Here is a 21,637-nt window from a genome sequence, read left to right on the forward strand (position 1 = left end):
TCAGAGCGCCTTCGCGACGGTAGCGGCCAGCGCGGGCAGATAAGCGTCGGCGACGGTGATCGGCCGGGCCAGGAATCCGCCGGCGGCCAGGATGTCGGCGGCCTCCTGCTGCTCGGCGATCACCTCGTCGGTGACCGGCTGCAACTTCCAGGGCAGACCGGCGAGCGCCGTACGCCAGTCCTGCTCCTCGCCACCGAGTTCAGCGGCGGCGTGCTTCGCGGCCTCGTCGAGATGCCCGGCGACCCAGGTGTCGGCCTGCTGCAGCGCGCCGACCACGGCAGCGAGCGCCTCGGGACGGTTCTCGGCGAAGTCGCGGCGGGCGAAGAACACCGACCGGTCGGTGATGACGTCACCGGTCTCGATCAGCTTGCGCACCCCGCCCCGGCGCAGGGCGGCGGCCAGCCCGGCCTCCTGAGCGACCCAGGCATCGGCCTCGCCCTCGCGAACCGCGGTGATGTCCGCATACGACAGTCCGGCCTGGTGCAGGGCCTTCGCGACGAGGTGGGTGTGCCAGGAGCCGATCGCCAGGCGCACGGTCCGGCCGCGCAGGTCGGCGACGCTCCGGATCGGGCTGTCCGCGGCGACGAGCAGCGCGCCGTGGTCCGGGCGCGGCGCGGAGACCGCGGCGTAGACGATGTCGTGCCCGGCCGCCTGCCCGGAGAGCGGCGGTGTGGAGCCGGTGCCGCTGATGTCGATGGTCCCGTCGGCGAGCAGTCCGGCGGTGGTGGTGCCGTCCTTGAAGTGGTGGAACCGCACCTCCTCCCCGATGGAGGCGGTGAACGGCAGACGGGCCAGGTGGTAGAGGGACGGGTTGCTGACGTGCACGCCAATGGTGATGGTCATCGGGTTACTCCTAGGTCGGCGAGCAGGGTGGTGCGGAGCCGTGCGAAGGCGGGGTCCGCGCTGTCCCGGGGACGGTCGATGGCGATGTGTTCGTCGCGGGCGAGTCCGCCGTCACGCAGGACGGCGACCCGGTCGGCGAGACGGATCGCCTCGTCGACGTCGTGGGTCACCAGCACGACGGCCGGGCGGTGCTTCGTGCACAGTTCGTTGACCAGGTCCTGCATGCGCAGGCGGGTCAGGGCGTCGAGGGCGGCGAACGGTTCGTCGAGCAGCAGCAGTTCGGGTTCGCGGACCAGGGCACGGGCCAGCGCGACCCGTTGTGCCTCGCCGCCGGAGAGGGTGCCCGGCCAGGCGTCGGCGTGCCGGGACAGGCCCACCTCGTCCAGGGCGGCCAGGCCGAGGGTGCGGGCGGCCTCGCCGCGGGGCAGGGCGACGGTGACGTTGGCCAGCACCCGTTTGCTGGGGACCAGGCGTGGCTCCTGGAAGACCACGGTCCGCCGGGGCGGGACCAGGGCGGTGCCGTCATCGGGACGGTCCAGGCCGGCGAGGATGCGCAGCAGAGTGGTCTTGCCGGTTCCGCTGGCGCCGAGCAGGGCCAGGAACTCACCGCGGCGTACGTCGAGGTCGAGGCCGTCCAGGACGTGCCGTTCGCCGAAGGTGCGCCGCAGGCCGCGGACGTGGACGGCGGTGCTCATCGGCGGCCTCCCGCGCGCCGCCACGGCATCAGCGCCCGTTCGAGTCCGCGGACCACGCCGTCGGCGGCCAGGCCGAGCAGTCCGTAGATGATGATGCAGAGGGCGAGGATGTCGGTACGGACGAAGTTCTGCGCCTGGGTCATCAGGTACCCGATGCCGGCCGTGGAGTTGAGCTGTTCGGCGGCGATCAGCGCGATCACGCTGAGCGTCATCGACAGCCGCAGCCCGACGAGCAGGGCGGGCAGCGCGCCGGGCAGGATCACCTCCCGGATCAGGGCGAGCCGGCCCATCCCGAAGGTGCGCATCGCCTCGACCAGTTTCGGATCGACGGTGCGGACCCCGCTGGTGGCGTTGACGTACATCGGGAAGGTGGTGGCGAACGCGATCAGCAGGATCTTCGCGGTCTCGTCGATGCCGAACCAGACCAGGAAGAGCGGGACCAGCGCGAGGAACGGGACGGTCCGCAGGATCTGCATGGTCGAGTCGAGCAGTTCGTCGCCGAGCCGGCTGAGCCCGGTGGTGATCCCGAGCAGCAGGCCGGCGGCGAGGCCGATGACCAGGCCGAGGCCGGAGCGGGTGAGCGAGGTGGTCAGGGCCGCCTGCAGGTCGCCGGAGCCCCACAACTCGCCGACGGCCGCGATCACCTCGGCCGGGGAGGCGAGGACTTCGGGCCGGAGCAGTCCGGTGGCGGAGCTGATCCACCAGATCACCAGCAGTCCGAGCGGGCCCAGCACGCGCAGCGGCCCGGAGAGCTGGGCCGGGCGCTCGCGCCGGCGGCGGATCGCCGGCTCGACCAGGCCGTCGACGGTCACGGGGTGCCCGCAGTCAGGCTCTCGACGTCCAGTACCGAGGCCTTGACGTCGACCTTCGTGGTGGTGACCTTCTGGTCGGCGAAGAACTGGGCGGCGGTGTCGTAGCGGGCGATCTCGGCGGCGCCGATCGGCTGGACCGGCCTGCCCTGCTTCCAGAAGTCGGCGGTGATCTGCTTGGCCTGCTCGTCCAGGGACTGCGGGCCGGTGTCCTTGAAGACGTTGAGGTACGGGGTGGGGTCGGCGACGAGCTTGGTGCTGGCTTGGTTCAGGTAGCCGTACAGCGCTTTGACGACCTCGGGATGCTCGGTGACGAACCCGGTCCGTACCGCCCAGATGGTGTAGTTGTCGCTCTTGATGTCCTTACCCTGCACCACCTGGCGGGCGTTGCCCTGGGCGAGCGCGGCGACGCTGTAGGCGCTCCAGGTGGCCCAGGCGTCGACCTGCCCGGAGTTGAAGGCCGGCGCGGACTGGTCGGGGGCGAGGTAGACCCGCTCCACCTGGTCGACCGGGATGTTCGCCTGCTTCAGGGCGAGCAGCAGCAGGTACTCGCCGGTGCCGCCCTTGTTGACCGCGACCTTCTTACCGACCAGGTCGTTCACGGTCTGGATCGCCGAGTCCTTCTTGACCAGGATGCCCTCGCCCGCGCCGTCGGGCTCGCCGGTGGCGAAGAGTTTGAAGCCGGGGTTGGCGGCGAGCGAGCCGATGCCGGAGGTGATCGAGCCGAGCGAGACGTCGAGCTGGTTCGCGTTGATCGCCTGGGCGGCCGGGGCGAACGGGCCGGAGCTGCCGGTCCAGGCGACCTTGGCGTTGACCGCGCCCAGGGCGACGTCGAGACTGCCGTCCTTCTTGCCGAGGGCGAGGATGCCGGCGTTTCCCGGGTCGGGGATCCGGATCTCGACGGTCCCGGCGGCGCTGTCGGCGTCGTTGCCGGAACCGCAGGCGGCCAGGGCCAGCACGAGCGGGAGGACTACGGCGATGCGGCGGCTGATTCTCATCTCAGTTCTCCAAGGAGCGGCGGGCGACCAGCTCGTGGGCCCGGCGGAGGGGTTCGTGATCGGCCCAGGCGGCCACGTCGACCGCTGACGGCAGGAAGCCGTGCGAGCGCAGGAAGCGTTCCTGGTCGGCGAGCAGGTCGAGGCGTTCCGGGGAGAGGTTCAGGTGCAGGGTGCCGTGCTGCTGGTAGGCGCCGGCCACCCCGGCCGGACCGGATCCGGTCTCGGTCGCGAGGATGCGGCTGACCCCGTCCGGGTTGGTGGCCGCCCAGTCGGCGGAGTCGATGAGGACCGCGAGGAACCGGTCCACGATGTCCGGGTGCTCGTCGAGCAGGCTCTGTGCGACGGTGACCGGCCTCGGGGTGCCGTTGTTGATCCGGGTGCGGGGGTCCGTATAGCCGTCCAGGTCGATGCCGGTGACCAGGCCGTGCCGGGCGGCGGCTTCGACGGCGACCGCGCCTTTGACGTAGACCGCGTCGACCCGGCCGTCGGCGAGTGCCCGCAGTTCGGTCTCCCACTGGCCCGGCCCACCGGCCGGGATGTCGACCGGCACGGCGTCGGCGAGGGTGAGCCCCGCGATGCCGAGCGCGCCGGACAGGCCGCGCAGCGCCATGGCCCGCCAGAAGTCGATGGACAGGTCGTGCCGGGGCACGGCCAGCCGGAGTCCGCGCAGGTGGGCGGGGTCGCTGATGCTGGATCCGGCACGCACGACGATGCTCTGGCGCTCCTCGATCCAGGTCAGGCCGATCAGGCGGGTGGCGCCGCCGCGGGACCGGGCCCACAGTGCCGGTACGTTGCCGCCCTCCCGGAACAGGGCCGGGTGGGCGTGGGTGAAGTGGCGTTCGTCGTTGGTGCCGCCGCGGTTGTCCTGGAAGGAGCGGACGGCGATCCCGTCGGCGGCGAACTCGGCGGCGAGGGTGCCACGGTCGGCGGCGATGCCGGTGGCGGTCGGTACGGGACAGCGCGTGAACCACACCTCGTCGAGGGCAGGCACAGCCGGCTCCACTTCCGCTATAAATCCCATAGCTGTAGTAGGTTTTGCTGCGCCCAGAGTGACATCCGGATCTTGGGCAGGCAAGAGGGCTTACCACATTGTAAGAAGCTGTTATCGAATCATCGCTGCTACGATCACCACTCTTACCACCATGCAGGAGCACCGATGACGGAAGTCGCCGCACCCGCCGGATCCCAGGCCGTCCGCCGGGCGCTCGGCCTGCTCAGTTGTTTCCACGACAACGGCCCCGAGCTGACCGCGTCGGACCTGGCCCGCCGGATGGACCTGACCGTCTCCACCGCGCACCGGCTGGCCCGAACCCTGGTCGCCACCGGATTCCTGGACCAGGACGAGCGCACCCTGCGCTACCGGCTCGGCCCGGCCGTGGTCGAGCTCGGGCAGCTGTCGTTCCACCAGCGCGGCCTGCACCTGGCCGTCCCCGAGCTGCACCGGCTCGCCGAGCGCACCGGCGCGACCGCCGACCTGGCCCTGCTGGCCGGCACCCACGCGGTGATCGCGGCCGGCGGCTCGGTCGAACGCGCCGGCGGGCTCGGGCTGCGCCGGCCGCTGCACTCGACCGCGCTCGGCAAGGTGCTGCTGGCCTGGGCGCCGCCCGGTCAGGCCCCGGCACTGGAGAGCCTGCCGCTGGACCGTTTCACCGGCAGCACCATCACCGACCCGGCCCGGCTGCGCGAGCAACTCGGCCAGGTCCGGGCGGACGGCTACGCCCTGAACAACGGGGAGTCGGCCGACGGTGTGCGCACCCTGGCCGTTCCGGTGCTCGACCACCTCGGGCACGCCCGGTTCGCCGTCGCCGCCCGGACCAGCGCGGCCGTCCTCACCGACGACCGGCTCGACCACTACCTCTCCCCCGTGCGGACCTGCGCGGCGGCCCTGGAGATCCTGCTGATCCCGCCGGGTGAGCGGCGGTCCTGACTCAGCCGATCAGGGCGCGCACCTGCTCGGGGGTCAGCTCGGTCGCCGGGTCGAAATCGTCGCCGGTCAGGTAGGACAGCAGCGCCCGGTGGAAGTGGCCGGACACCGGGCCGGGGGTGTCCAGGTTCAGCGTGCACACCACCAGGCGGCCGGCGCCGACCCGGGCCTCGACCAGCGCGCCGAGCCGCCGGGCGGTGAACCAGGTGTCGATCGGCTGGACGATCGGGCGCAGCCCCTCCGGCAGGCCCACCATGGCCTGCGCGCCGTGCAGCAGGTCCCACCACTGCCAGTCGGTGTGGCCGTCGGACGGGAACTCCCGGAACAGCGGGTGCTCCGGGTCGTGGGTGATCCCGAGGGTGTGCGGCGCCTGGTTACCGGTCCAGGCGGTGTTCCAGAAGACCGTGGTGAAGCCGAGCACCACGTCGCCGGCCACCCGTTCCGGTCGCAGCAGCACTGTCGCGCCCGCCGCGGTGTGCCGCAGCGCCTCCTCGACATCGGTGGTCTCGATGATCCCCGGGTTGACCCGGTCTTCGCCGGCCTCGAAGAACCACAGGTCCCAGTCGTTCTCGAACTCCCCGACCCGGATGATCAGTTTCAGACGGCAGGTGTTCGTGACGGTTCCGGCGGGGATGGTTCCGGCGTCCGTCCCGCCGGCCAGCGTGACCCCGTCGGACGTCACGAGGGACCAGGTGACGTCACCGGTCAGGGGCTCCGGGCCGAAGTGGGCGACCCGCACACCGAAGGACACCGCCTCGTCGGTACGCCACACCCGGCGCGGCAGCAGCGCCAGCGGAACCGTCGGGCCGCAGAACCGGGACCACGCGGCGGCGCTGCTGTACGGCTTCTCGTCCCAGAACGGATCCACCACCCCGACCAGCGCAGTGCCCTGACCAGGGAAATCACTGAGACCGAGCAGGTGGAACCCGCCGAATCCGGGTGTCCGCAGCGCGGCCTCGACCTCCTCCTTGTACAGCAGCGACTGCAACCGCCCGGACGCGTGCAGGAACTCCTCGGCGCGGTCGGCCATCCCGGACTCGCGCAGGAAGTCGGCGAAGATCCCGAAGTTGTGCGGCTTCATCAGCCCGGTGTACTTCTCGACCTCGGCGAAGTCCGGGTAGGCACACCACTGGCCGATCTCGTGACTGATGATCGGTCGCGGACACGCGGTCACCCAGTCCGAGTAGTCGGTCACGGTGTCCGGCCGGCGGGCGTTCAACGGGGAAGCAACCCCGTCACCCCACTGGTGGGTACGCGGACCGGGCACGTTGTCGAAGTCGTTCTCCGTGATCGCGGGCCAGCCGGCGGCGCTGGTGTACAGCCGCCGTGGATCACGCCGCCGCCAGTGGGCCACCCATGCGCCGAGGAACTCCGCGTCCCGCCCGGCCGGCTCGTTGCCGTGCGCCATCATCAGGAACGACGGGTGGTTGCCGAACTCGTCCAGGATCCGCCCGGTCTCCTCGTACAGGAACGTGTCGACCGGCCGCCCCTCCCCGACCGCCGCACCCTGGTTCGCCCAGACCGGGCCCTCCACCTGCAGGTAGAAGCCCTCCTCGTCGGCCGCCCGGAACGCCGCCCCGGGCGGGCACCAGGAGTGGAACCGCAGCAGGTTCAGGCCGTGCGCGCGCGCGACCCGGATGATCCGCCGCCACGCCTCGACGTCGGTGGGCGGGTAGCCGGTCAACGGGAAGACACAGGACTCCAGCGTGCCGCGCAGGAACACCGGCCGGCCGTTGACGGTGATCCGGGTGCCGTCCACGCCGACCTCGCGCAGACCGAAGACGGTGTGGTGGACCGTGCCGCCGGCGGTGGTGGTCAACTCGTACAGAGCGGGGTGGAACTCGTCCCAGGTCTGCGCCTCCTCCCCCATCGGCAGGTCCAGGTCGGCGTGCCGGCCGTCGGTGATCTCGGCGGTCACCGTCGGTGTCACGTGGTCGCCGGGGACGTTGAAGCGGCGCGCCGACACCGACACGGTGCCGCGGAAGTCGGTGCCGAGATCGATCCGGATCCGCGCCGACCGGGCGGTCACGTCCGGGGTCACGACGACCTGCCGGATCACGACCTCGGGCAGCGCCTCCAGGCGCAGGTCGCCGATGACACCGTTCCAGTTGCCCTGGGTGTGGTCGCTGACGCTGTGCGCGTTCGGGCCGACGTCGACGACGGTGCGGTTGTCGATCCGCAGCGTGAGAGTGTGCCGGCCGGGTTCCAGGGTGCCCAGGTCGAAGCGGTGCGGGGTGGTCAGGCTGCGGTCCGCGCCGATCCGCCGGTCGTCCAGCCAGACCGTCGACTCCCAGTGCACCCGCTCCAGGTGCAGCACGATCGTGCGGTCCCGCCAGCCGGCCGGGATGTCGACGGTGCGCTGGAACCAGGCGGCGCCCCGGTAGTAGGTGTGCGGCTGCAGCCAGAACGGCACCGACACCGCGCCCGGTTCCCGGTACGGCGCGTACCTGTCGTCGGTGTAGAACGCCGGGTCGACGACCTGACCGGTCCACGGCGTGTCCATCGTGACCGGATCACCGAGACCCTGCTCCTGCACCGAGCCGGGCAGGTCGATGTCGGCCGGGTCGGGCCACGGCGCGGTGGTGTACCAGCGTTCGTGCTCGCCGGTGCCGTCCCGGTCGAGTGCCGCCCGCCAGCGTCCGGCAAGGTCCATCGCGGTCTTCTCCCTCTCCTCGAACAGCAGCAGATCCGGCCGGCTGGTGGCGAAGAACTCGTCGGTCTCCGGCGGGCCGGTCACCGGATGCCGGTCCTCGCCGAGGTTCGCCGGTGGCGGCGGGTTCACCGGCACCGGTTCGCCGCGGCGGCAGGCCAGCAGGGCCACGGCCCGGTCCCACACGGCGAGCGCCTGCCCCTCACCGCCCTCCCAGGGCTGGAAGTTCCGACCCCCGATCAGCTCGTACGCCTCCTCGAGGCGCCCGGTGTCGAGCAGCAGGTGCGCCAGCACCACGGTCAGGTCGTCCCGGGTGACGGCCAGGTCCCGGCGGGGTTCCAGGCGGGCCAGCCGGGTGATCGCGGACTCGCCGAGGCGGGCGGCGAGCTGGTCGCGTTCGTACCAGAGGCGGGCGTCGTCCGGGGCCAGGGTCAGGGCGGCGTCGTAGTGCGTCACGGCCGCCGCGTCGTCGCCTGTCACGTTGTAGGCGGCCAGGCCCAGGTTGCGGTGCACGACGGCGGTCGGGTTCACGACGAGGGCGTGCTGCCAGGCGTCGACGGCGTCGGCGGGACGGTCGTGGGCGTAGTACCAGTGGCCGAGCATCGCCCAGGGCGCCGCCTGCCCGGGAACCAGCGCGACGAACTCGCGGAGCGCGTGCACATCGTCGAGACGTGCCGGGTAGGCGTACGGCGAAAAAGGGATCTTGGTGGTTTTCGCTCCTAGGACGACCCGGTGCACATGGATCATCGGGATCACGTCGACCTGGCCGGTGGGCCGATCCGCGGCGAGGGTCTCCGCGCGGTCCAGCGCGTCGAGGGCCCGGGTGGTGAAACCGGCGGCCGCGTATTCCAGGGCGACGTCCAGCATCGTGGTGGCATCACCGGTCGGCTGCTGTCCGGCCAGGTCACGGGCCCACGCGTCGAGCGGGTCGACGGCCAGCACCGCCCGGGTCAGCGTGCCGGCCCCCGCGGTGTCGCCGCGCTCGGCCAGGATCGTGGCCAGCAGAGCCGCCGACTGCGGATGATCGGGGTTCTGCCGCAGCAGGTCCTCGGCACGGGCCGGGTCGCCGTGCCGGCAGCGGATCCGGGCCAGCGCGAACCGGGCGGCGACCGCGAACCCGGCGTCCCAGCTCGCCCGGGCCAGCATCGTCGCGGCCTCGCCGTCCCGGTTCAGGCGGACCAGCGCCAGCCCGAGCCGGTAGTGCGCCTCACCCGACGCCGGGGTCGGTGACCAGCGGGTCCGCGCGGCCACACTCGCCGACAACAGCGCGGCGGCGGTCTCGTGCTCGGCCCGGTCGTAGGCCTTCGCGCCGAGCAGCAGCAGGGCCCGCGACTCGCCCGGATCCCGGCGCAGCACCTCGTCCAGGTAGTCGGCGGCACGACGGTTGGCGTGCCGGTACTGGTCCAGATAGACGGCGATGTGGATCAGTTCGTCGATGGTCGCGACGTCGGCGGGCGCGGGCGGGGTCACCGCCCGGTTGGTGACCGGCGCGGCGTCGGGCACACTCGGCTGGCCGGGACGGTACTCGGCGAGCAGCTCCGTGCCCCGGGTGATCCGGACCGTGCGCGGCAGGCCCGTCACCGGCAGTGTGCGGGAGTCGCCGGGGCGCAGATCGGTGGGCTCCGCGGGCTCGCCGTCGACCGTGATCGTCACGCCGGACAGCGTCTCGGCCGCACAGACGGTCACCACACGGTCGGTGACGCTGATCGCCAGCCGGCGGTCGGCGTACTGGACGGGACCGGTGTCGTGCAACGGGTACCAGGTCTGGGCGAACGTCTTCGTCTCCCCCGCCGCGAGATACGCGAAGTCCGGCTGATTGTCGGTGTAGACACCGGCCATCAGCTCCACGTACGGGCCGTCGGAGTCGGTCAGGTTGCGGTCCCAGGCATGCCCGAACGGGGCGTTCCCCCAGGTCCACTGCTTCTTGCCGGGGGCGATGCCGTGGTCGGCGACGTGCACAAAACCGGCCCGGGCGCCGTGGTCGTAGCCGCCGAAGAAGTCCTCGACGGTGTCCAGAGCCATGTACGACGTCGGCACCGGGATGTCCCGGTACCGGTCCAGCCCGCCGTCGGGGTAGTCGACCCCGTAGTACGGGACCTCCGGGCGCGGGTACGACACCACCGCCCGTTTCGCGTGATCGGCCACCCGGGTCACGTCCGGCGGAAAGAACGCCTGGTAGTCGTCGTTCGCCGCGGCCGCCACGTTCGCCCACCACAGGAACGTCCGCCCGGTCTCGCTCCGGTTGTGCAGCCGGACCCGGGCCTCCAGGCGGGAACTGTCCGGGCCGATCCGGATGCCGTGCATACCCTTCATCCGGGTGAACGGATCGTGGTCGGAACACCAGACCGTCGCCGACCCGTCCGCGTCCCGTTCGATAGCCACATCGGTGGGCAGGAACGTGGCCGGGCGGTGGTGCTGCGGCCAGTTGAACTCGATGCCACCGGACACCCACGGCCCGGCCAGCCCCACCAGCGCCGGCTTGATCACGTTGTTGCGGTACACCATGTCGTACCCGGCGACCTTGTCGAGGACCACGTGCACCCGGCCGCCCAGCTCGGGCAGGACCACCACCCGCAGCCACTCGTTCTCCAGATGCACCGCCTGCCACGGGTGCGGCCGCTTGACCGGCGAGATCCGCTCGTGGAACGGCAGCGGGAACACCCGGCCGGACGAACCCTGGTACACCCGGCGATGCAGGAACGCCGGGTACACCGACGGCTGTTCGGGCAGGTACGAATCGATGACCAGCGGCTGTGACCAGACCGCCACACCGTCACGCCACGCGTCGGCGGGCGCGTCCGGAAGCACGATGCGGGACTCCATGACCGGAGATTACGACTGGCCTCCGGCACCCGAGGAGGACGTGACGACGCTGAACCTGGACGATCCGACTATGCGGCCGCGTCTGCCGTGGCCCGGATCGCGTCGGCCAGCCACTCGTACGGGAACACCTCCGGCTCGACCCCGTTCACCGCGTGGACCAGCTCCTGGTAGCGGCCGAACTCCCCCGGCGTGGGCTCCCGATCCCACTCGGCGCCGGCCAGCATGTGATCGGCCATCCCGATCCGGAACTCGGTGGTGTCCGCCATCCCGAACATGCCGATCATCCAGGCCATCCACCGGTCCGCGATCTCCCGGCCGAGCGGCGAATCGGCCGGCACCCGCTCCCGGGCCGCGTCGATCGTCGCCTGGCCGATCGGCCCACCGGACTCCATGAACTCCAGCATCGGCTCCGACGACATGAACGGCCCCGCCCCGGTCGTGCACGTCTCCCGCAGATCGTCGCGCAACGCCGACCGGACCTGCGGATCACTGACCAGCCGGGCCAGCTCGATCCACGCCTCCAGCTGGGCGGCGGTCGGATCGTCCGGCAGCACCGGCCGGGCCTGGCGCCACCACTGCTCCATCTTCGGCGGCGGCTCCCAGCCGGTGCACACCTCGGTCCAGAACTCGTCGATCAGCCGGTCCCGCTCCTCGTCCGACATGCCGGCCAGCTTGTGCATCAGCGTCACCTGATCGGCGGTGGAATCCTGCCGCAGGATCGCCGACAGCACCGCCCGCCTGGTGCGCAGCTTGGCCTCCTGCTGCTCCAACAACTCCAGGTGGGTGGCGGCCAGCTCGCGCAGCGTCGCCTTGCCGGCCAGCACCCGCTTGATCTCGTCCAGCCCGGCGTCGAAGTCACGCAGGGTCCGGACCAGCTCGAGCCGGGCGATGGCGGCCACGTCGTACATCCGGGCGCCGCCCGGCGTGACCGCGGCCGGGGTCACCACACCGGCGTCGGCGTAGTAGCGGATCGCGCTGACGGCCAGGCCGGTCCGCCGGGCGACGTCACCGATGGCGTAGAGGTCGTCCATGTGCATGCGGTTCACTATGGCGTCTCAAGCAACTTGAGATGCAAGCCCTTGCCGGTACGCCGACGGACTCGTGCCGTGGGTCCGGCGGAACTGGCGGGAGAAGTACCACGGGTCGTCGTAGCCGCACTCGGTGGAGATCTCCGCGATCGGGCGGGTGGTCGTGCCGAGCAGCTCCCGGGCCCGGGCCATCCGCACCTGGGTCTGGTAGGTGCGCACCGGCACACCCATCCGGCGGCGGAACAGGGCGGCGAAGTACGACTCGCTCAGCCCCGCCGTCGACGCCAGCTCGGCCACGCTGATGTGCGCGCTGATCGTGGTCCGCAGGTGTTCGGCGGCCCGCTCGACCAGGGTCTCCGAGGTGTCCCGGACCGACCGGCTGGACGTCAGCAGGGTCAGCAGATGCCAGGCCGCACCGGACGCCGCCACCATGCTGGCCCGGGTGGCGTCCCGTTCCATCCACGCCACCACCTCCGCGGCCAGCAGCGCCAGCCCGTGCGCGTCGGCGGGCACCCGCACCGGGGCCGACACCGACGCCCCGATCAGCTCGACCAGGGCCGGCACCGACCGCCCGGTCACGTGCAGCCACCACAGGGTCCAGGGCTCCGAGCGATCCGCGCCGTACGCGTGCGGGCTGCCCGCCGGCAGCACGGCGACCTCCCCGGCCGCCACGTCGAACCGGCCGCCGCCGGTCCGGCACCAGCCCCGCCCGCGCACCGGGATCAGCACCACCGCCTGATCGATCGGTTGCCGCCGCTCACGCCCGTGGCTGTCCGCGTTCGGAAAGTATCCACAGTCGGTGACCAGCAACTCCCCGGTGACCGGCTGTTTCAGCGCCTCGGCGACGACCGGCCGGGGCAGCACCAGCATCCGCTGCCCGGCGAACCCGTCGGCGACATCCCCGTTCACCCTTGCATTGTGACGGTGGATGATGCAGCGGTGACGACCGACTACACCGCCCCGCACTGGTCCACCGCCGCCGTGGTGCCGGCCGTTCGGCGGCTCGTCGACGGGTTCCGGCGGGCCGGGCGGCCGTCGAGGACGGGGCCCGGATCGGCGTCACCCTGCTGAGCGTCGGCGAGGTGCTGACTCAGGTGGCGGACCAGTAATCAGTCACGGGCTACGTACAGCCAGGCGGTGTCGCCGGAGGTCAGCGGGGCGGTGACCCGCTGGTAGTCGTCGACCTCGTAGTCGTCGGCGGCCAGCAGTTCGGTGTCGGTCACCTCCAGGGTGGTGCCGTCGACGGTGTCGGCGGGGTTGCCGGTGGCGGACAGGATCGGGTGGTGGGTCAGGCCGCTGACCGCCAGCACGTGCGGGTCGGTGATCTCGACCCGGTCCAGGCGGAAACCGACGATCCGGTCCGGGCGGCCGGTCAGTTCCCGGCCGAACGTCGCCTTCTGTACGGCCGGGTCACGCAGCGTCCCGTAGGAGAAGAGCAGTGGCATCACCGGATCATCGCAGGCCGGCGTACCGGGCCGAGCGCCCCAGCTCCTCCTCGATGCGGATCAGCTGGTTGTACTTGGCGGTCCGGTCGCTGCGGGACAGCGAACCGGTCTTGATCTGGCCGCAGCCGGTGGCCACCGCCAGGTCGGCGATCGTGGTGTCCTCGGTCTCGCCGGACCGGTGCGACATCACCACCCGGTAGCCGGCCCGGTGCGCGGTCTCCACCGTGCGCAGAGTCTCGGTGAGGGTGCCGATCTGGTTGACCTTCACCAGGATCGCGTTGGCGTAACCGCCCTCGATGCCGCTGGTCAGCCGCTCGGCGTCGGTGCAGAAGACATCGTCGCCGACCAACTGCAGGCGGTCGCCGGCCTGGTCGGTGAGCTTGCGCCAGCCGGCGAAGTCGTTCTCGGCCATGCCGTCCTCGATCGACGTGATCGGGTAGCGGCCGGCCAGGTCCAGCAGGTAGGCGATGTGCTCGTCGACGCCGCGGGTGCGTTTCTCGCCGCTGTAGACGTAGGCGCCGTCGTGGTGGAACTCCGAGCTGGCCGGGTCGAGGCAGATGGTGATGTCGGTGCCGGGGCGGTATCCGGAGTCCTCGATCGCGCGTACCACGAATCGCAGGGCCTCGTCGGCGTCGGCGAAACCGGGAGCGAACCCGCCCTCGTCGCCGACGTTGGTGTTGTGCCCGGCGGAGGCGAGCTGCCGGCGCAGCGTGTGGAACACCTCGGAGCCCATCCGGACGGCTTCGAAGAAGGTCGGCGCACCGACCGGGGCGATCATGAACTCCTGGAAGTCGAGCGGGTTGTCGGCGTGCGCGCCGCCGTTGACGATGTTCATCATCGGCACCGGCAGCAGGTGCGCGCCGACCCCGCCGACGTGCCGGTAGAGCGGCTGCCGGTGGGCGGCCGCCGCGGCTTTCACCACGGCCAGGGACACCCCGAGGACCGCGTTGGCGCCGAGCCGGCCCTTGTCCTTGGTGCCGTCCAGGTCGATCATCGTGGTGTCGATCAGGGCCTGGTCCTCGGCGTGCAGGCCGGTGACCGCGTCGGCGATCTCGCCGTTGACCGCGGCGACGGCCCGGCTGACGCCCTTGCCGTGAAAGCGCCGGGGGTCGTTGTCGCGCAGTTCGACCGCCTCGTTGGCGCCGGTCGACGCCCCGGACGGCACCGCGGCCCGGCCGGTCGACCCGTCCGCGAGCAGCACGTCGACCTCGACGCTCGGGTTGCCGCGGCTGTCGAGGATCTGCCGCCCGGTCACCCGGCTGATCGCTGTCATCGTCTTCTCCCCTGTCACTCATGGCTGTTGCGGCACCAGACTGGCCGGTCACCGGCGGCGCTGTCACCGAGAGAAGAATCGTGTTGACCTGTACCCGGGGGTACAGGTTTAGGGTCAGCGCATGCGCGTGGGGGAACTGGCCAGGCGGACCGGCACGACGGTCCGGGCGTTGCGGTACTACGAACAGAGCGGGCTGGTCGTCCCGAGGCGTCTGGGTAACGGGTACCGCGACTACGATCCGATCGCCGAGCGTCAGGTCGCCCAGATCCGGGAGCTGATGGCGCTCGGGCTGACCGTCGAGGAGACCCGCCCGTTCGTGGAGTCGCTGGCCAACGACGACGACGTGTGCGCGGCGGCGGTGGCCACGTTCCGCAGCACGGTCGCCGGGCTGCAGACCCGGATCGGTGAGCTGACCGCCCAGCGGGAGGCCCTCGATGCCCGGATCGACACGGCCGCCCGGCAGATCGTCACCGGGCCGCCGGAGACCCGGGGCCGGCCCGCCGACCTGATCGGGCGGGCGCTGCCGGAGCTGCGGTTCTACGGCACCGACGGTCGGCCGATCAGCCTGCACGATCTCGGGCCGGGCCGCAGTGTCGTCTTCGTCTACCCGCTGACCGGGCGGCCCGGCGTGGATCTGCCGCGCGGGCTGCTGGAGATCCCGGGGGCGCGCGGCGCGGGGCGGGACAACTGGCTGCGCGACCACCACGCGGAGATCCTGGCGGCCGGCGCGGCCCGGGTGTACGGGCTGTCCGCGCAGTCCACCGGCTACCAGCGGGAGCTGGTGCACCGCCTGGCCCTGCCGTACCCGCTGATCCCGGATCCGCAGTTGACCCTGGCCGCCGCGACCGGGCTGCCGACCCGGACCACCGGCGACCTGACCGTCTACGAGCGGCTGACCCTGGTGGTGACCGACGACGTGGTGGAGCACGTGTTCCACCCGATCGTCGACCCGGCGTCGCACGCCCTGGACGTGATGCGGTGGCTCACTCAGCGCCGCACGGTGGGATAGCTGCGGCATTTGTGGTCGAATAGCACCCGGGAATCCACCGTGCACAGTGGACCTTGGAGACCGGATGCTGATCTACCGTCTGCTGGGCACTCTCGAAGTCCGTGATCCGGGCGGCGCCCTGCTGGCGATCGGGCGGCGCAAACAGCGCGCTCTGCTGGCCATGCTGGTGCTCCGGGGCGGGACCGTGGTGCGCGGGGACGAGATCGTCGAGGCGCTCTGGAACGGGCGGCCGCCCTCGTCGGCCCGGGCGAACCTGCACTCCTACGTCTCCGACCTGCGCCGGGTGCTGCCGGAGGCGCTGCGGACGGTTCCCGGTGGTTATCGCCTCGACGTGGCGGCCGGCGAGTGTGACGTCACCCTGTTCGAGGCCCTGGCCGCCGAGGGGCGCCGGGCGCTCGACGAGTGGCAGCATCTGCGGGCCGCCGAGCGGCTGGCCCACGCGCTCGGGCTGTGGCGCGGCCCGCTGCTGGAGGATCTGGCCGATCTGGACTGGTTCGCGCCGTTCACGGCCCGGCTCACCGAGGCCCGGCTGACCGCCGTCGAGGATCAGGCCGAGGCCCGGCTGGCGCTCGGGGAGCACGCCGAACTGGCCGTCGAGCTGGCCGCCCGTACCGCCGAACATCCGCTGCGGGAGCGGCTCTGGGCGACCTGGCTGCGGGCGCTGCACCGCAACGGCGAGCGGGCCCGGGCGCTGGACGGGTACCGGCGGATGCGGTCGGTGCTGGACGCGGAGCTCGGCATCGGCCCCGGTCCGGCACTGCGCGAGCTGCACCGGGAGATCACCGGCGACGCGGTACCCGTGCCGGACGCGCGGGCCGGTGTCGTCCCGGCGCTGCTGCCGGCGACGGTGGCCGACTTCACCGCCCGTGAGGACGAGGCCCGCGGGCTGCGCAAACTGCTCGCCCCGAACGCGCCGCCGATCGCGATGACGGTCGCCGGGATCACCGGCATGGCGGGCATCGGCAAGACCACCCTCACCGTGCACGTCGCCCATCAGGTGACGGCGGCCTACCCGGACGGGCAGCTGTACGCGAACCTGGCCGGCATCGAACCGGCCCCGGCCACCCCCGGTGACGTGCTGGGCCGGTTCCTGCGGGCGCTGGGGGTGCCGAGCGTCGCGGTGCCGAACGACGACCAGGAACGCGCCGAGCTGTACCGCAGCCTGCTCGCCGGCCGCCGGGCGCTGGTCGTGCTGGACAACGCGGCCGGCGAGGCCCAGGTACGGCCGTTGCTGCCGGGTTCCGCGACGTGCGCGGTGCTGCTGACCAGCCGGGTCCGGCTCTCCGGGCTGGAGGGCGCCCGCTGGACCACCCTGGACGTGCTGCCCGGCGACGACGGTGTCCGCCTGCTGGAGCGGGTCGCCGGTGAGGACCGGGTGGCCGGCGATCCCGGGCAGGCCCGGTCGGTGGTGGACATGTGCGGTGGGCTGCCGCTCGCGGTCCGGATCGCCGGCGCCCGCCTGACCGCACGGCCCGGCTGGAGTCTCGCCCACCTGTCCCGGCTGCTGCGTGACGAGCGGCTGCGCCTGGACCGGCTCGGCGCCGGTGATCTCCAGGTGCGGGCCTCGCTGGCGTTGAGCTACGCCGGGCTGAGCCGGTCCGGGCGGCTGCTGTTCCGGCGGCTCGGGGTCTTCGACGTGCCCGACTTCCCGGGCTGGCTGGCCGGGGTGCTGGCCGACGGCGCCGACGTGGACGAGCTGGTCGATGCACACATGCTGACCCCGGTCGGTGTCGATGCGGCGGGGCAGTTGCGCTACCGGTTCCACGACCTGGTCCGGCTGTACGCCCGGGAGGAGACCGGCGACGGTGGGGACGACGCCCTGGATCTCGGGCTGGGCGCCTGGCTGGCCGTCGCCGAGCACTTCGAACCGCGGATCCCCGGCCCCTGTTTCGCGCCGATCACCAGTCCGGCGCCCCGCCCGGACGTGCGCGACGCTCTCGGCGAGCTGGCCGGGGTCGACCCGCTGACCTGGTTCGACGCCGAGCAGGCGACGCTGCGCGCCGCGGCCCGGCAGGCCGGTGCGACCGGACGGCACGAGGCGGCGTACGACCTGGTCCAGAGATTGGAGAAATACTTCGACGTACGCGGGATGTACGCCGAGTGGGTGGCGAGCAGCCGCCCGGCGATGGCCGCCTGCACCCGGGCCGGGGATCGGCGCGGTGCCGCGGTGATGCGGCGCGGGCTGATCGACGTGCAGACGTGGATCGCCGGTGACCGGGGCGGTGCGGTGATGGACCGCGCTCTCACCGACGCCGGTGAGCTGCTGGCGATGTTCCGCGACGCCGGTGAGCCGGGCGGGATGGCCGACGCGGCGGCGATGCGGTCGGTGGCGCTGACCGCGCTGGGCCGCCCCGGCGAAGCCGTCGAAGCGGCGGAGCAGGCACTCGACTGGGCCGGACAGTGCGGGCACCTGGGCGGTCTGGCCCGCGGTCACGTGGCCCTCGCCGTGGCGCTCGGCGAGTCCGGCCGGTTGCCGCCGGCGGTCGAGAACCTGCACCTCGCCCTGGCCCGCGCCCGGGAGCTGGGCAATCCGCGCTGGGAGGCGACCGCGCTGCAGTTCCTCGGGATCGGGCACAGCCAGGCCGGGTTGTTCGACGCCAGCGAGGGCTTCCTGACCGAGTCGCTGGCGATCTCCCGGCGGCACCGGGACGCGTACACCGAGGCGCTGACCATGATCGCGTTGGCGCGGCTGCGTCTGCTCCGCGGTGACGACGAGGCCCGTCCGGCGGCCGAGGCCGCTCTCGCGACGGCCCGCGAGTACCGGATGAACCATCACATCGCCGATGCCCTGGCCATCCTCGGCGAGATCGAACTGAACCGGGGACGGTACGCCGAGGCGGTCGCGCATCTGCGCGAGTCGGTGGCGATCTGGCGCACCCGGGGCTGGCTGCGGTTCCTGGCCGGCACGCTGATCCTGCTGGGGCGGGCGCTCGGCGACCGGGATCCGGTCGCCGCGCGAGCGGCTCTGGGCGAGGCCGAGGACCTGTGCGTACGTGTCGGCGATCAGCCCCGCGCCGACGAGACGCGGCAGCTCAGGTGCCTTCTACACGGGGACGTGTAGGGCGCGTGTAACCGGCGGTGGTCTGCTGTGCCGGACGGGGGCGTCATCGGGTGAGGGCTGGCGGGCCCTCACCCGAGACGAGGGCGCGGGCCACGGCCCGGCCGGAGAGCCAGGCGGTCTGCACACGGGGGCGGCCGAACGCGTCACCGCAGAGCCAGACACGGCCGTCGACCGCATACGGCGTGTCGCCCGGGTCGGGCTGGGCGAAGGTCCAGCGGTGCACCCGCACCTCGGGGCGGGCGGACAGGCCGAGCAGCTCACCGACGGCATCGGCCAGAATCGGGCCGGCCGCCTCCGGATCGTCCAGGTGCCGGGCGGCCAGGTCGCCCGTCGAGTGGGCCACCAGCACCGGGGCGCCGTCCCCACGGCGGTCGCCGTCGTCACAGACGGTGGCCAAAACCGGGTGCTCGTTGACGAACGCGCCGTGGAAATCGGGCCAGTCCCGGGACGGGTAGGTCAGGGTCGCGGCGATCACCGGGTGCCAGGTCTGGGCGCGGGCGGCGGCGGCGATCCCCGGCGGCGGGTCCAGCCGGAGCGCCTGCGGGCCGGGCATGGCCAGGACCACGGCGTCCGCGTCGGTGGGCAGGGTGTCGACGGGGCTCGACACCCGTACCGGCAGATCGGTCGCCAGGTCCTCGGCGAGGGAACGCAGACCGCCGGGCGCCGCCCACCGCAACGGGCCGGACGCGTCGCCGCCACCCGGATGCACACGCAGCGTGTCGGTCCACGGCCGGATCAGGCCGCGGGACTGCCACGCGGTGACCTGTGCGCGGAAATCCGGGTCGTCGGCGACCAGGTAGGCGGCCCCGATGTCGGTATGCCGACCGTCGTAGCGCTTGCTGGCCAGCCGCCCGCCGACCACCCGGCCGCGCTCCAGCACCCGGACGCGGGCACCGGCCTCGGTCAGCGCCCGCGCGCACGACAGCCCGGCGATCCCGGCACCCACCACCACGACATCCACACCCTGCACGGTAACCGGATCAGCGGCCCGACGGTTGTCCCTCATGTCACGGGAAGGTCCGGGATATCAAGAAAAGGACGACTATTCATGCGTACGTTATGGAAATCCGTCGTGCTCCTCGCGGCACTGCTGTCGGTGTTCACCCCGGCACCGGCCCAGGCCCAGGCCCAGGCGCCGGCACCACCGCCGGGACAGTACGTCACCACCCTGCTGGGCACCTACGGCTTCGGCCGGGCCGCGGTGATCGGCCAGTCCGGTCGCCAGACCGGGGCGTGGCGGTCGTTCTCGGTGCGCTCCGGGTTCGCCGGTGACGACCTGAGCATCACCTACAAGCCGGCCACCTCCCCGAGCCGGGCCGAGACGCAGGTCTACACGGCCGCGTTCAACCAGGTCCGGGACGCCGGGGCGGAATGTGAGAAGGTCGGCCGGGACGGGGTCGCCCGCCGGGTGTGGGTGTCCTACCGGTGCCGGACCGGCATCGTCGCCAGCTACTCGCTGCTGGTGCGATGATGATCGCCCTCCTCCTCGCCGGCGCGATGCTGGCCGCGGCCCCCGCGAACGCGTTCACCCTGTCGGCCGGCGGCGCCCAGGCCTACGGAACCTATGACCAGATGATGAGCATCCCGGAGCGCCCGGTGCCGCCGATCGCGGTCAGCGGCACCCTGGCCGTCAACCGGCCGGGACAGTGCGCGGTCGTGCAGATCGCCTACAACGGGCCGGCCGACGGCATCGAATGGCGCACCCTGAACAGCCAGTGCCGTCCGGGGCGGACCGGTTTCCGGACCCAGTCGCAGTACCTGTGGGGCGGCGCGAAGCCTCCGCTGCGCCTGTGCGTCGGCCCCAACCAGCGGGTCGCCGAGCAGGGCCGCAACTGCGACGTCCATACGCCGCGTCGCTGAGATCCAAGGATTCATGTTTGATCGGGGCGCGGTCCGTAAATGTTCTACATAGGACCGCGCCCGCGGTCTCACTTCCTAGGATCGAGGAGCGCGTTGATGCGACGCACCACCGGATCCCTGCTGCTCACCGGGACACTGCTGGCCGGCGCCTTCGGCGGCGCGCTTCCGGCGAACGCCATCGCCAACGGCGAGGCGGTTCCGATCGGCAAATACGGTTTCTCCGTCAAGCTCACCATGACCGGCATCCCGACCGCTGACGGCGGCAAACGCGACAGCGCCTGCTCGGGCGCCCTGATCAACCGCCGGTGGGTGATCACCGCGGGGCACTGCTTCCGGGACGCCAACGGTGTCCGGGTGGAGCGCCCGGTCGCCGACGAGACCACCGCCACCGTCGGCCGCACCGACCTGACCAGCAACGCCGGCACCGAGACCACCGTCGTCGCGGTCCGCCAGTCACCCACCGCCGACGTGGCCCTGGCCCGGCTGGCGGAACCGGTCGGCGACGTCGAACCGATCGTCCTCAGCCCCACCGCCCCGAAGGTCGGCGCGCAGGTGCGGCTGACCGGTTACGGCTCGGTGACCAGCACGAATCCCGTCCCGGAGACCCGGCTGCGGACCGGGACGATGAAGGTCGCCGAGGTCACCGCATCGGTCACCGAGCTGACCGGGAACGCCACTCCCTGCCCGTACGACTCGGGCGGCCCGTTCTTCCTGCAGACCCGCGGCGGCCCCCGGCTCGTCGCGGTCGTGAGCAACGGCCCGTCCTGCCCGCACGACGAGTACGAGCACGCCGCCCGGACCGACAACATCACCGGTTGGATCAAGGGCCAGATCCGCGAATAGGTTCTCAGTTGCGGCCCGGTAGTGCCGAGGTGTAGAGCATGGGCACTGCCGGGCTCCTGCTGTTGTCGGCGCTCGGCGCGGCGACGGTCATCGCGATCCCCTTCTCCGAGGCCGCCGGCCCGGACCTGTACCTGACGCTGGTCGGCGGGGTGCAGGTGGTCTACTCGGCGCTCGGGCTGATCTTCGCCGCCTGGGCGGGTTTCCGCGCCGACCTGCCGCCACGGATCCGGCGGGCCTGGCGGTTGATGCTCCCGACGTACGCCCTGTGGATCGTCGTCACGTTCCTCTACGCGGTCTTTCCCGGTCAGGTCTTCCCCAGTCCGCCCGCGATCGGGCAGCTGCTGATCCAGCCGGTCACCTTCGTCGGGATCTAGGT

The 21,637-nt window shown here is 72.2% G+C and carries 19 protein-coding genes; 8 read left to right on the forward strand and 11 right to left on the reverse strand.

Going from position 1 to position 21,637, the window contains the following annotated elements; all coding sequences use genetic code 11:
* The 5 genes from Aco03nite_RS41995 to Aco03nite_RS42015 are packed head-to-tail and all read right to left on the reverse strand — an operon-like array spanning position 1 to position 4,336.
* Positions 1–843: an ABC transporter substrate-binding protein gene (locus Aco03nite_RS41995; RefSeq protein ID WP_203806697.1), complete on the reverse strand. Its 843-nt coding sequence runs from the start codon at positions 841–843 to the stop codon at positions 1–3.
* Complete coding sequence (locus Aco03nite_RS42000; protein WP_203806699.1) at positions 840–1,538, reverse strand: ABC transporter ATP-binding protein; 699 nt, start codon at positions 1,536–1,538, stop codon at positions 840–842. Before Aco03nite_RS42000 ends, Aco03nite_RS41995 begins: the two co-directional genes overlap by 4 nt.
* Positions 1,535–2,350, reverse strand: coding sequence for an ABC transporter permease (locus Aco03nite_RS42005; RefSeq protein WP_203806701.1), 816 nt, complete (start codon positions 2,348–2,350; stop codon positions 1,535–1,537). Before Aco03nite_RS42005 ends, Aco03nite_RS42000 begins: the two co-directional genes overlap by 4 nt.
* Positions 2,347–3,345, reverse strand: coding sequence for an NrtA/SsuA/CpmA family ABC transporter substrate-binding protein (locus Aco03nite_RS42010; RefSeq protein WP_203806703.1), 999 nt, complete (start codon positions 3,343–3,345; stop codon positions 2,347–2,349). Before Aco03nite_RS42010 ends, Aco03nite_RS42005 begins: the two co-directional genes overlap by 4 nt.
* A 1-nt stretch (position 3,346) precedes the next feature.
* Entirely contained in the window at positions 3,347–4,336 is a 990-nt protein-coding gene (locus Aco03nite_RS42015; protein ID WP_203806705.1) for an ABC transporter substrate-binding protein, read from the reverse strand.
* 165 nt (positions 4,337–4,501) lie between these two features.
* Between Aco03nite_RS42015 and Aco03nite_RS42020 the strand changes: the two genes are divergently transcribed.
* Positions 4,502–5,272, forward strand: coding sequence for an IclR family transcriptional regulator (locus Aco03nite_RS42020; RefSeq protein WP_203806707.1), 771 nt, complete (start codon positions 4,502–4,504; stop codon positions 5,270–5,272).
* 1 nt (position 5,273) lies between these two features.
* Here the strand turns inward: Aco03nite_RS42020 and Aco03nite_RS42025 are convergent, their stop codons facing one another.
* From Aco03nite_RS42025 to Aco03nite_RS42035, 3 genes are all read right to left on the reverse strand, one after another.
* Entirely contained in the window at positions 5,274–10,742 is a 5,469-nt protein-coding gene (locus Aco03nite_RS42025) for a DUF5107 domain-containing protein (protein ID WP_203806709.1), read from the reverse strand.
* A gap of 68 nt (positions 10,743–10,810) precedes the next feature.
* Positions 10,811–11,779 carry a helix-turn-helix domain-containing protein gene (locus tag Aco03nite_RS42030; protein ID WP_203806710.1) on the reverse strand — a complete coding sequence of 323 codons (969 nt, stop codon included), beginning with the start codon at positions 11,777–11,779 and terminating at the stop codon, positions 10,811–10,813.
* An 18-nt stretch (positions 11,780–11,797) separates the two neighbouring features.
* A complete protein-coding gene (locus Aco03nite_RS42035) occupies positions 11,798–12,679 on the reverse strand; it encodes a helix-turn-helix domain-containing protein (RefSeq protein WP_203806712.1) in 882 nt (293 codons plus the stop codon).
* A 30-nt stretch (positions 12,680–12,709) separates the two neighbouring features.
* Between Aco03nite_RS42035 and Aco03nite_RS54385 the strand changes: the two genes are divergently transcribed.
* The gene (locus tag Aco03nite_RS54385) at positions 12,710–12,841 is read left to right on the forward strand and encodes a hypothetical protein (RefSeq protein ID WP_275415959.1); all 132 of its coding nucleotides are present in this window, start codon (positions 12,710–12,712) and stop codon (positions 12,839–12,841) included.
* 38 nt (positions 12,842–12,879) lie between these two features.
* Here the strand turns inward: Aco03nite_RS54385 and Aco03nite_RS42040 are convergent, their stop codons facing one another.
* Entirely contained in the window at positions 12,880–13,215 is a 336-nt protein-coding gene (locus Aco03nite_RS42040) for a gamma-glutamylcyclotransferase family protein (RefSeq protein ID WP_203806714.1), read from the reverse strand.
* Between the two features lie 7 nt (positions 13,216–13,222).
* Complete coding sequence (gene eno, locus Aco03nite_RS42045; protein ID WP_203806716.1) at positions 13,223–14,488, reverse strand: phosphopyruvate hydratase; 1,266 nt, start codon at positions 14,486–14,488, stop codon at positions 13,223–13,225.
* A 121-nt stretch (positions 14,489–14,609) separates the two neighbouring features.
* Here eno and Aco03nite_RS42050 point away from each other — a divergent pair, with 121 nt between their 5' ends.
* A complete protein-coding gene (locus tag Aco03nite_RS42050; protein WP_203806718.1) occupies positions 14,610–15,497 on the forward strand; it encodes a MerR family transcriptional regulator in 888 nt (295 codons plus the stop codon).
* A 64-nt stretch (positions 15,498–15,561) separates the two neighbouring features.
* Positions 15,562–18,558, forward strand: a complete 2,997-nt coding sequence (locus Aco03nite_RS42055) for an AfsR/SARP family transcriptional regulator (RefSeq protein ID WP_203806720.1) — start codon at positions 15,562–15,564, stop codon at positions 18,556–18,558.
* Positions 18,559–18,601: 43 nt separating this feature from the next.
* Here the strand turns inward: Aco03nite_RS42055 and Aco03nite_RS42060 are convergent, their stop codons facing one another.
* Positions 18,602–19,564 carry an NAD(P)/FAD-dependent oxidoreductase gene (locus Aco03nite_RS42060; RefSeq protein ID WP_203806722.1) on the reverse strand — a complete coding sequence of 321 codons (963 nt, stop codon included), beginning with the start codon at positions 19,562–19,564 and terminating at the stop codon, positions 18,602–18,604.
* A gap of 42 nt (positions 19,565–19,606) precedes the next feature.
* Between Aco03nite_RS42060 and Aco03nite_RS42065 the strand changes: the two genes are divergently transcribed.
* From Aco03nite_RS42065 to Aco03nite_RS42080, 4 genes are all read left to right on the forward strand, one after another.
* The gene (locus Aco03nite_RS42065) at positions 19,607–20,029 is read left to right on the forward strand and encodes a hypothetical protein (protein ID WP_203806724.1); all 423 of its coding nucleotides are present in this window, start codon (positions 19,607–19,609) and stop codon (positions 20,027–20,029) included.
* Complete coding sequence (locus Aco03nite_RS42070) at positions 20,029–20,418, forward strand: hypothetical protein (protein ID WP_203806726.1); 390 nt, start codon at positions 20,029–20,031, stop codon at positions 20,416–20,418. Before Aco03nite_RS42065 ends, Aco03nite_RS42070 begins: the two co-directional genes overlap by 1 nt.
* Before the next feature lie 96 nt (positions 20,419–20,514).
* Positions 20,515–21,261: a S1 family peptidase gene (locus tag Aco03nite_RS42075; protein ID WP_203806728.1), complete on the forward strand. Its 747-nt coding sequence runs from the start codon at positions 20,515–20,517 to the stop codon at positions 21,259–21,261.
* Between the two features lie 38 nt (positions 21,262–21,299).
* Positions 21,300–21,635 (forward strand): hypothetical protein, encoded by a 336-nt coding sequence (locus Aco03nite_RS42080; protein WP_203806730.1) that lies wholly within the window; start codon positions 21,300–21,302, stop codon positions 21,633–21,635.
* Positions 21,636–21,637 lie beyond the last annotated feature (2 nt).

Origin of the sequence: Actinoplanes couchii (assembly GCF_016862075.1) — a bacterium.
GTDB lineage: Bacteria > Actinomycetota > Actinomycetes > Mycobacteriales > Micromonosporaceae > Actinoplanes > Actinoplanes couchii.

Coding starts and splice junctions, on each gene's coding strand:
- Aco03nite_RS41995 (WP_203806697.1), bottom strand. CDS start 843: ATGACCATCACCATTGGCGTGCACGTCAGCAACCCGTCCCTCTACCAC.
- Aco03nite_RS42000 (WP_203806699.1), bottom strand. CDS start 1,538: ATGAGCACCGCCGTCCACGTCCGCGGCCTGCGGCGCACCTTCGGCGAA.
- Aco03nite_RS42010 (WP_203806703.1), bottom strand. CDS start 3,345: ATGAGAATCAGCCGCCGCATCGCCGTAGTCCTCCCGCTCGTGCTGGCC.
- Aco03nite_RS42020 (WP_203806707.1), top strand. CDS start 4,502: ATGACGGAAGTCGCCGCACCCGCCGGATCCCAGGCCGTCCGCCGGGCG.
- Aco03nite_RS42025 (WP_203806709.1), bottom strand. CDS start 10,742: ATGGAGTCCCGCATCGTGCTTCCGGACGCGCCCGCCGACGCGTGGCGT.
- Aco03nite_RS42030 (WP_203806710.1), bottom strand. CDS start 11,779: ATGCACATGGACGACCTCTACGCCATCGGTGACGTCGCCCGGCGGACC.
- Aco03nite_RS42040 (WP_203806714.1), bottom strand. CDS start 13,215: ATGCCACTGCTCTTCTCCTACGGGACGCTGCGTGACCCGGCCGTACAG.
- eno (WP_203806716.1), bottom strand. CDS start 14,488: ATGACAGCGATCAGCCGGGTGACCGGGCGGCAGATCCTCGACAGCCGC.
- Aco03nite_RS42050 (WP_203806718.1), top strand. CDS start 14,610: ATGCGCGTGGGGGAACTGGCCAGGCGGACCGGCACGACGGTCCGGGCG.
- Aco03nite_RS42055 (WP_203806720.1), top strand. CDS start 15,562: ATGCTGATCTACCGTCTGCTGGGCACTCTCGAAGTCCGTGATCCGGGC.
- Aco03nite_RS42060 (WP_203806722.1), bottom strand. CDS start 19,564: ATGAGGGACAACCGTCGGGCCGCTGATCCGGTTACCGTGCAGGGTGTG.
- Aco03nite_RS42065 (WP_203806724.1), top strand. CDS start 19,607: ATGCGTACGTTATGGAAATCCGTCGTGCTCCTCGCGGCACTGCTGTCG.
- Aco03nite_RS42070 (WP_203806726.1), top strand. CDS start 20,029: ATGATCGCCCTCCTCCTCGCCGGCGCGATGCTGGCCGCGGCCCCCGCG.
- Aco03nite_RS42075 (WP_203806728.1), top strand. CDS start 20,515: ATGCGACGCACCACCGGATCCCTGCTGCTCACCGGGACACTGCTGGCC.
- Aco03nite_RS42080 (WP_203806730.1), top strand. CDS start 21,300: ATGGGCACTGCCGGGCTCCTGCTGTTGTCGGCGCTCGGCGCGGCGACG.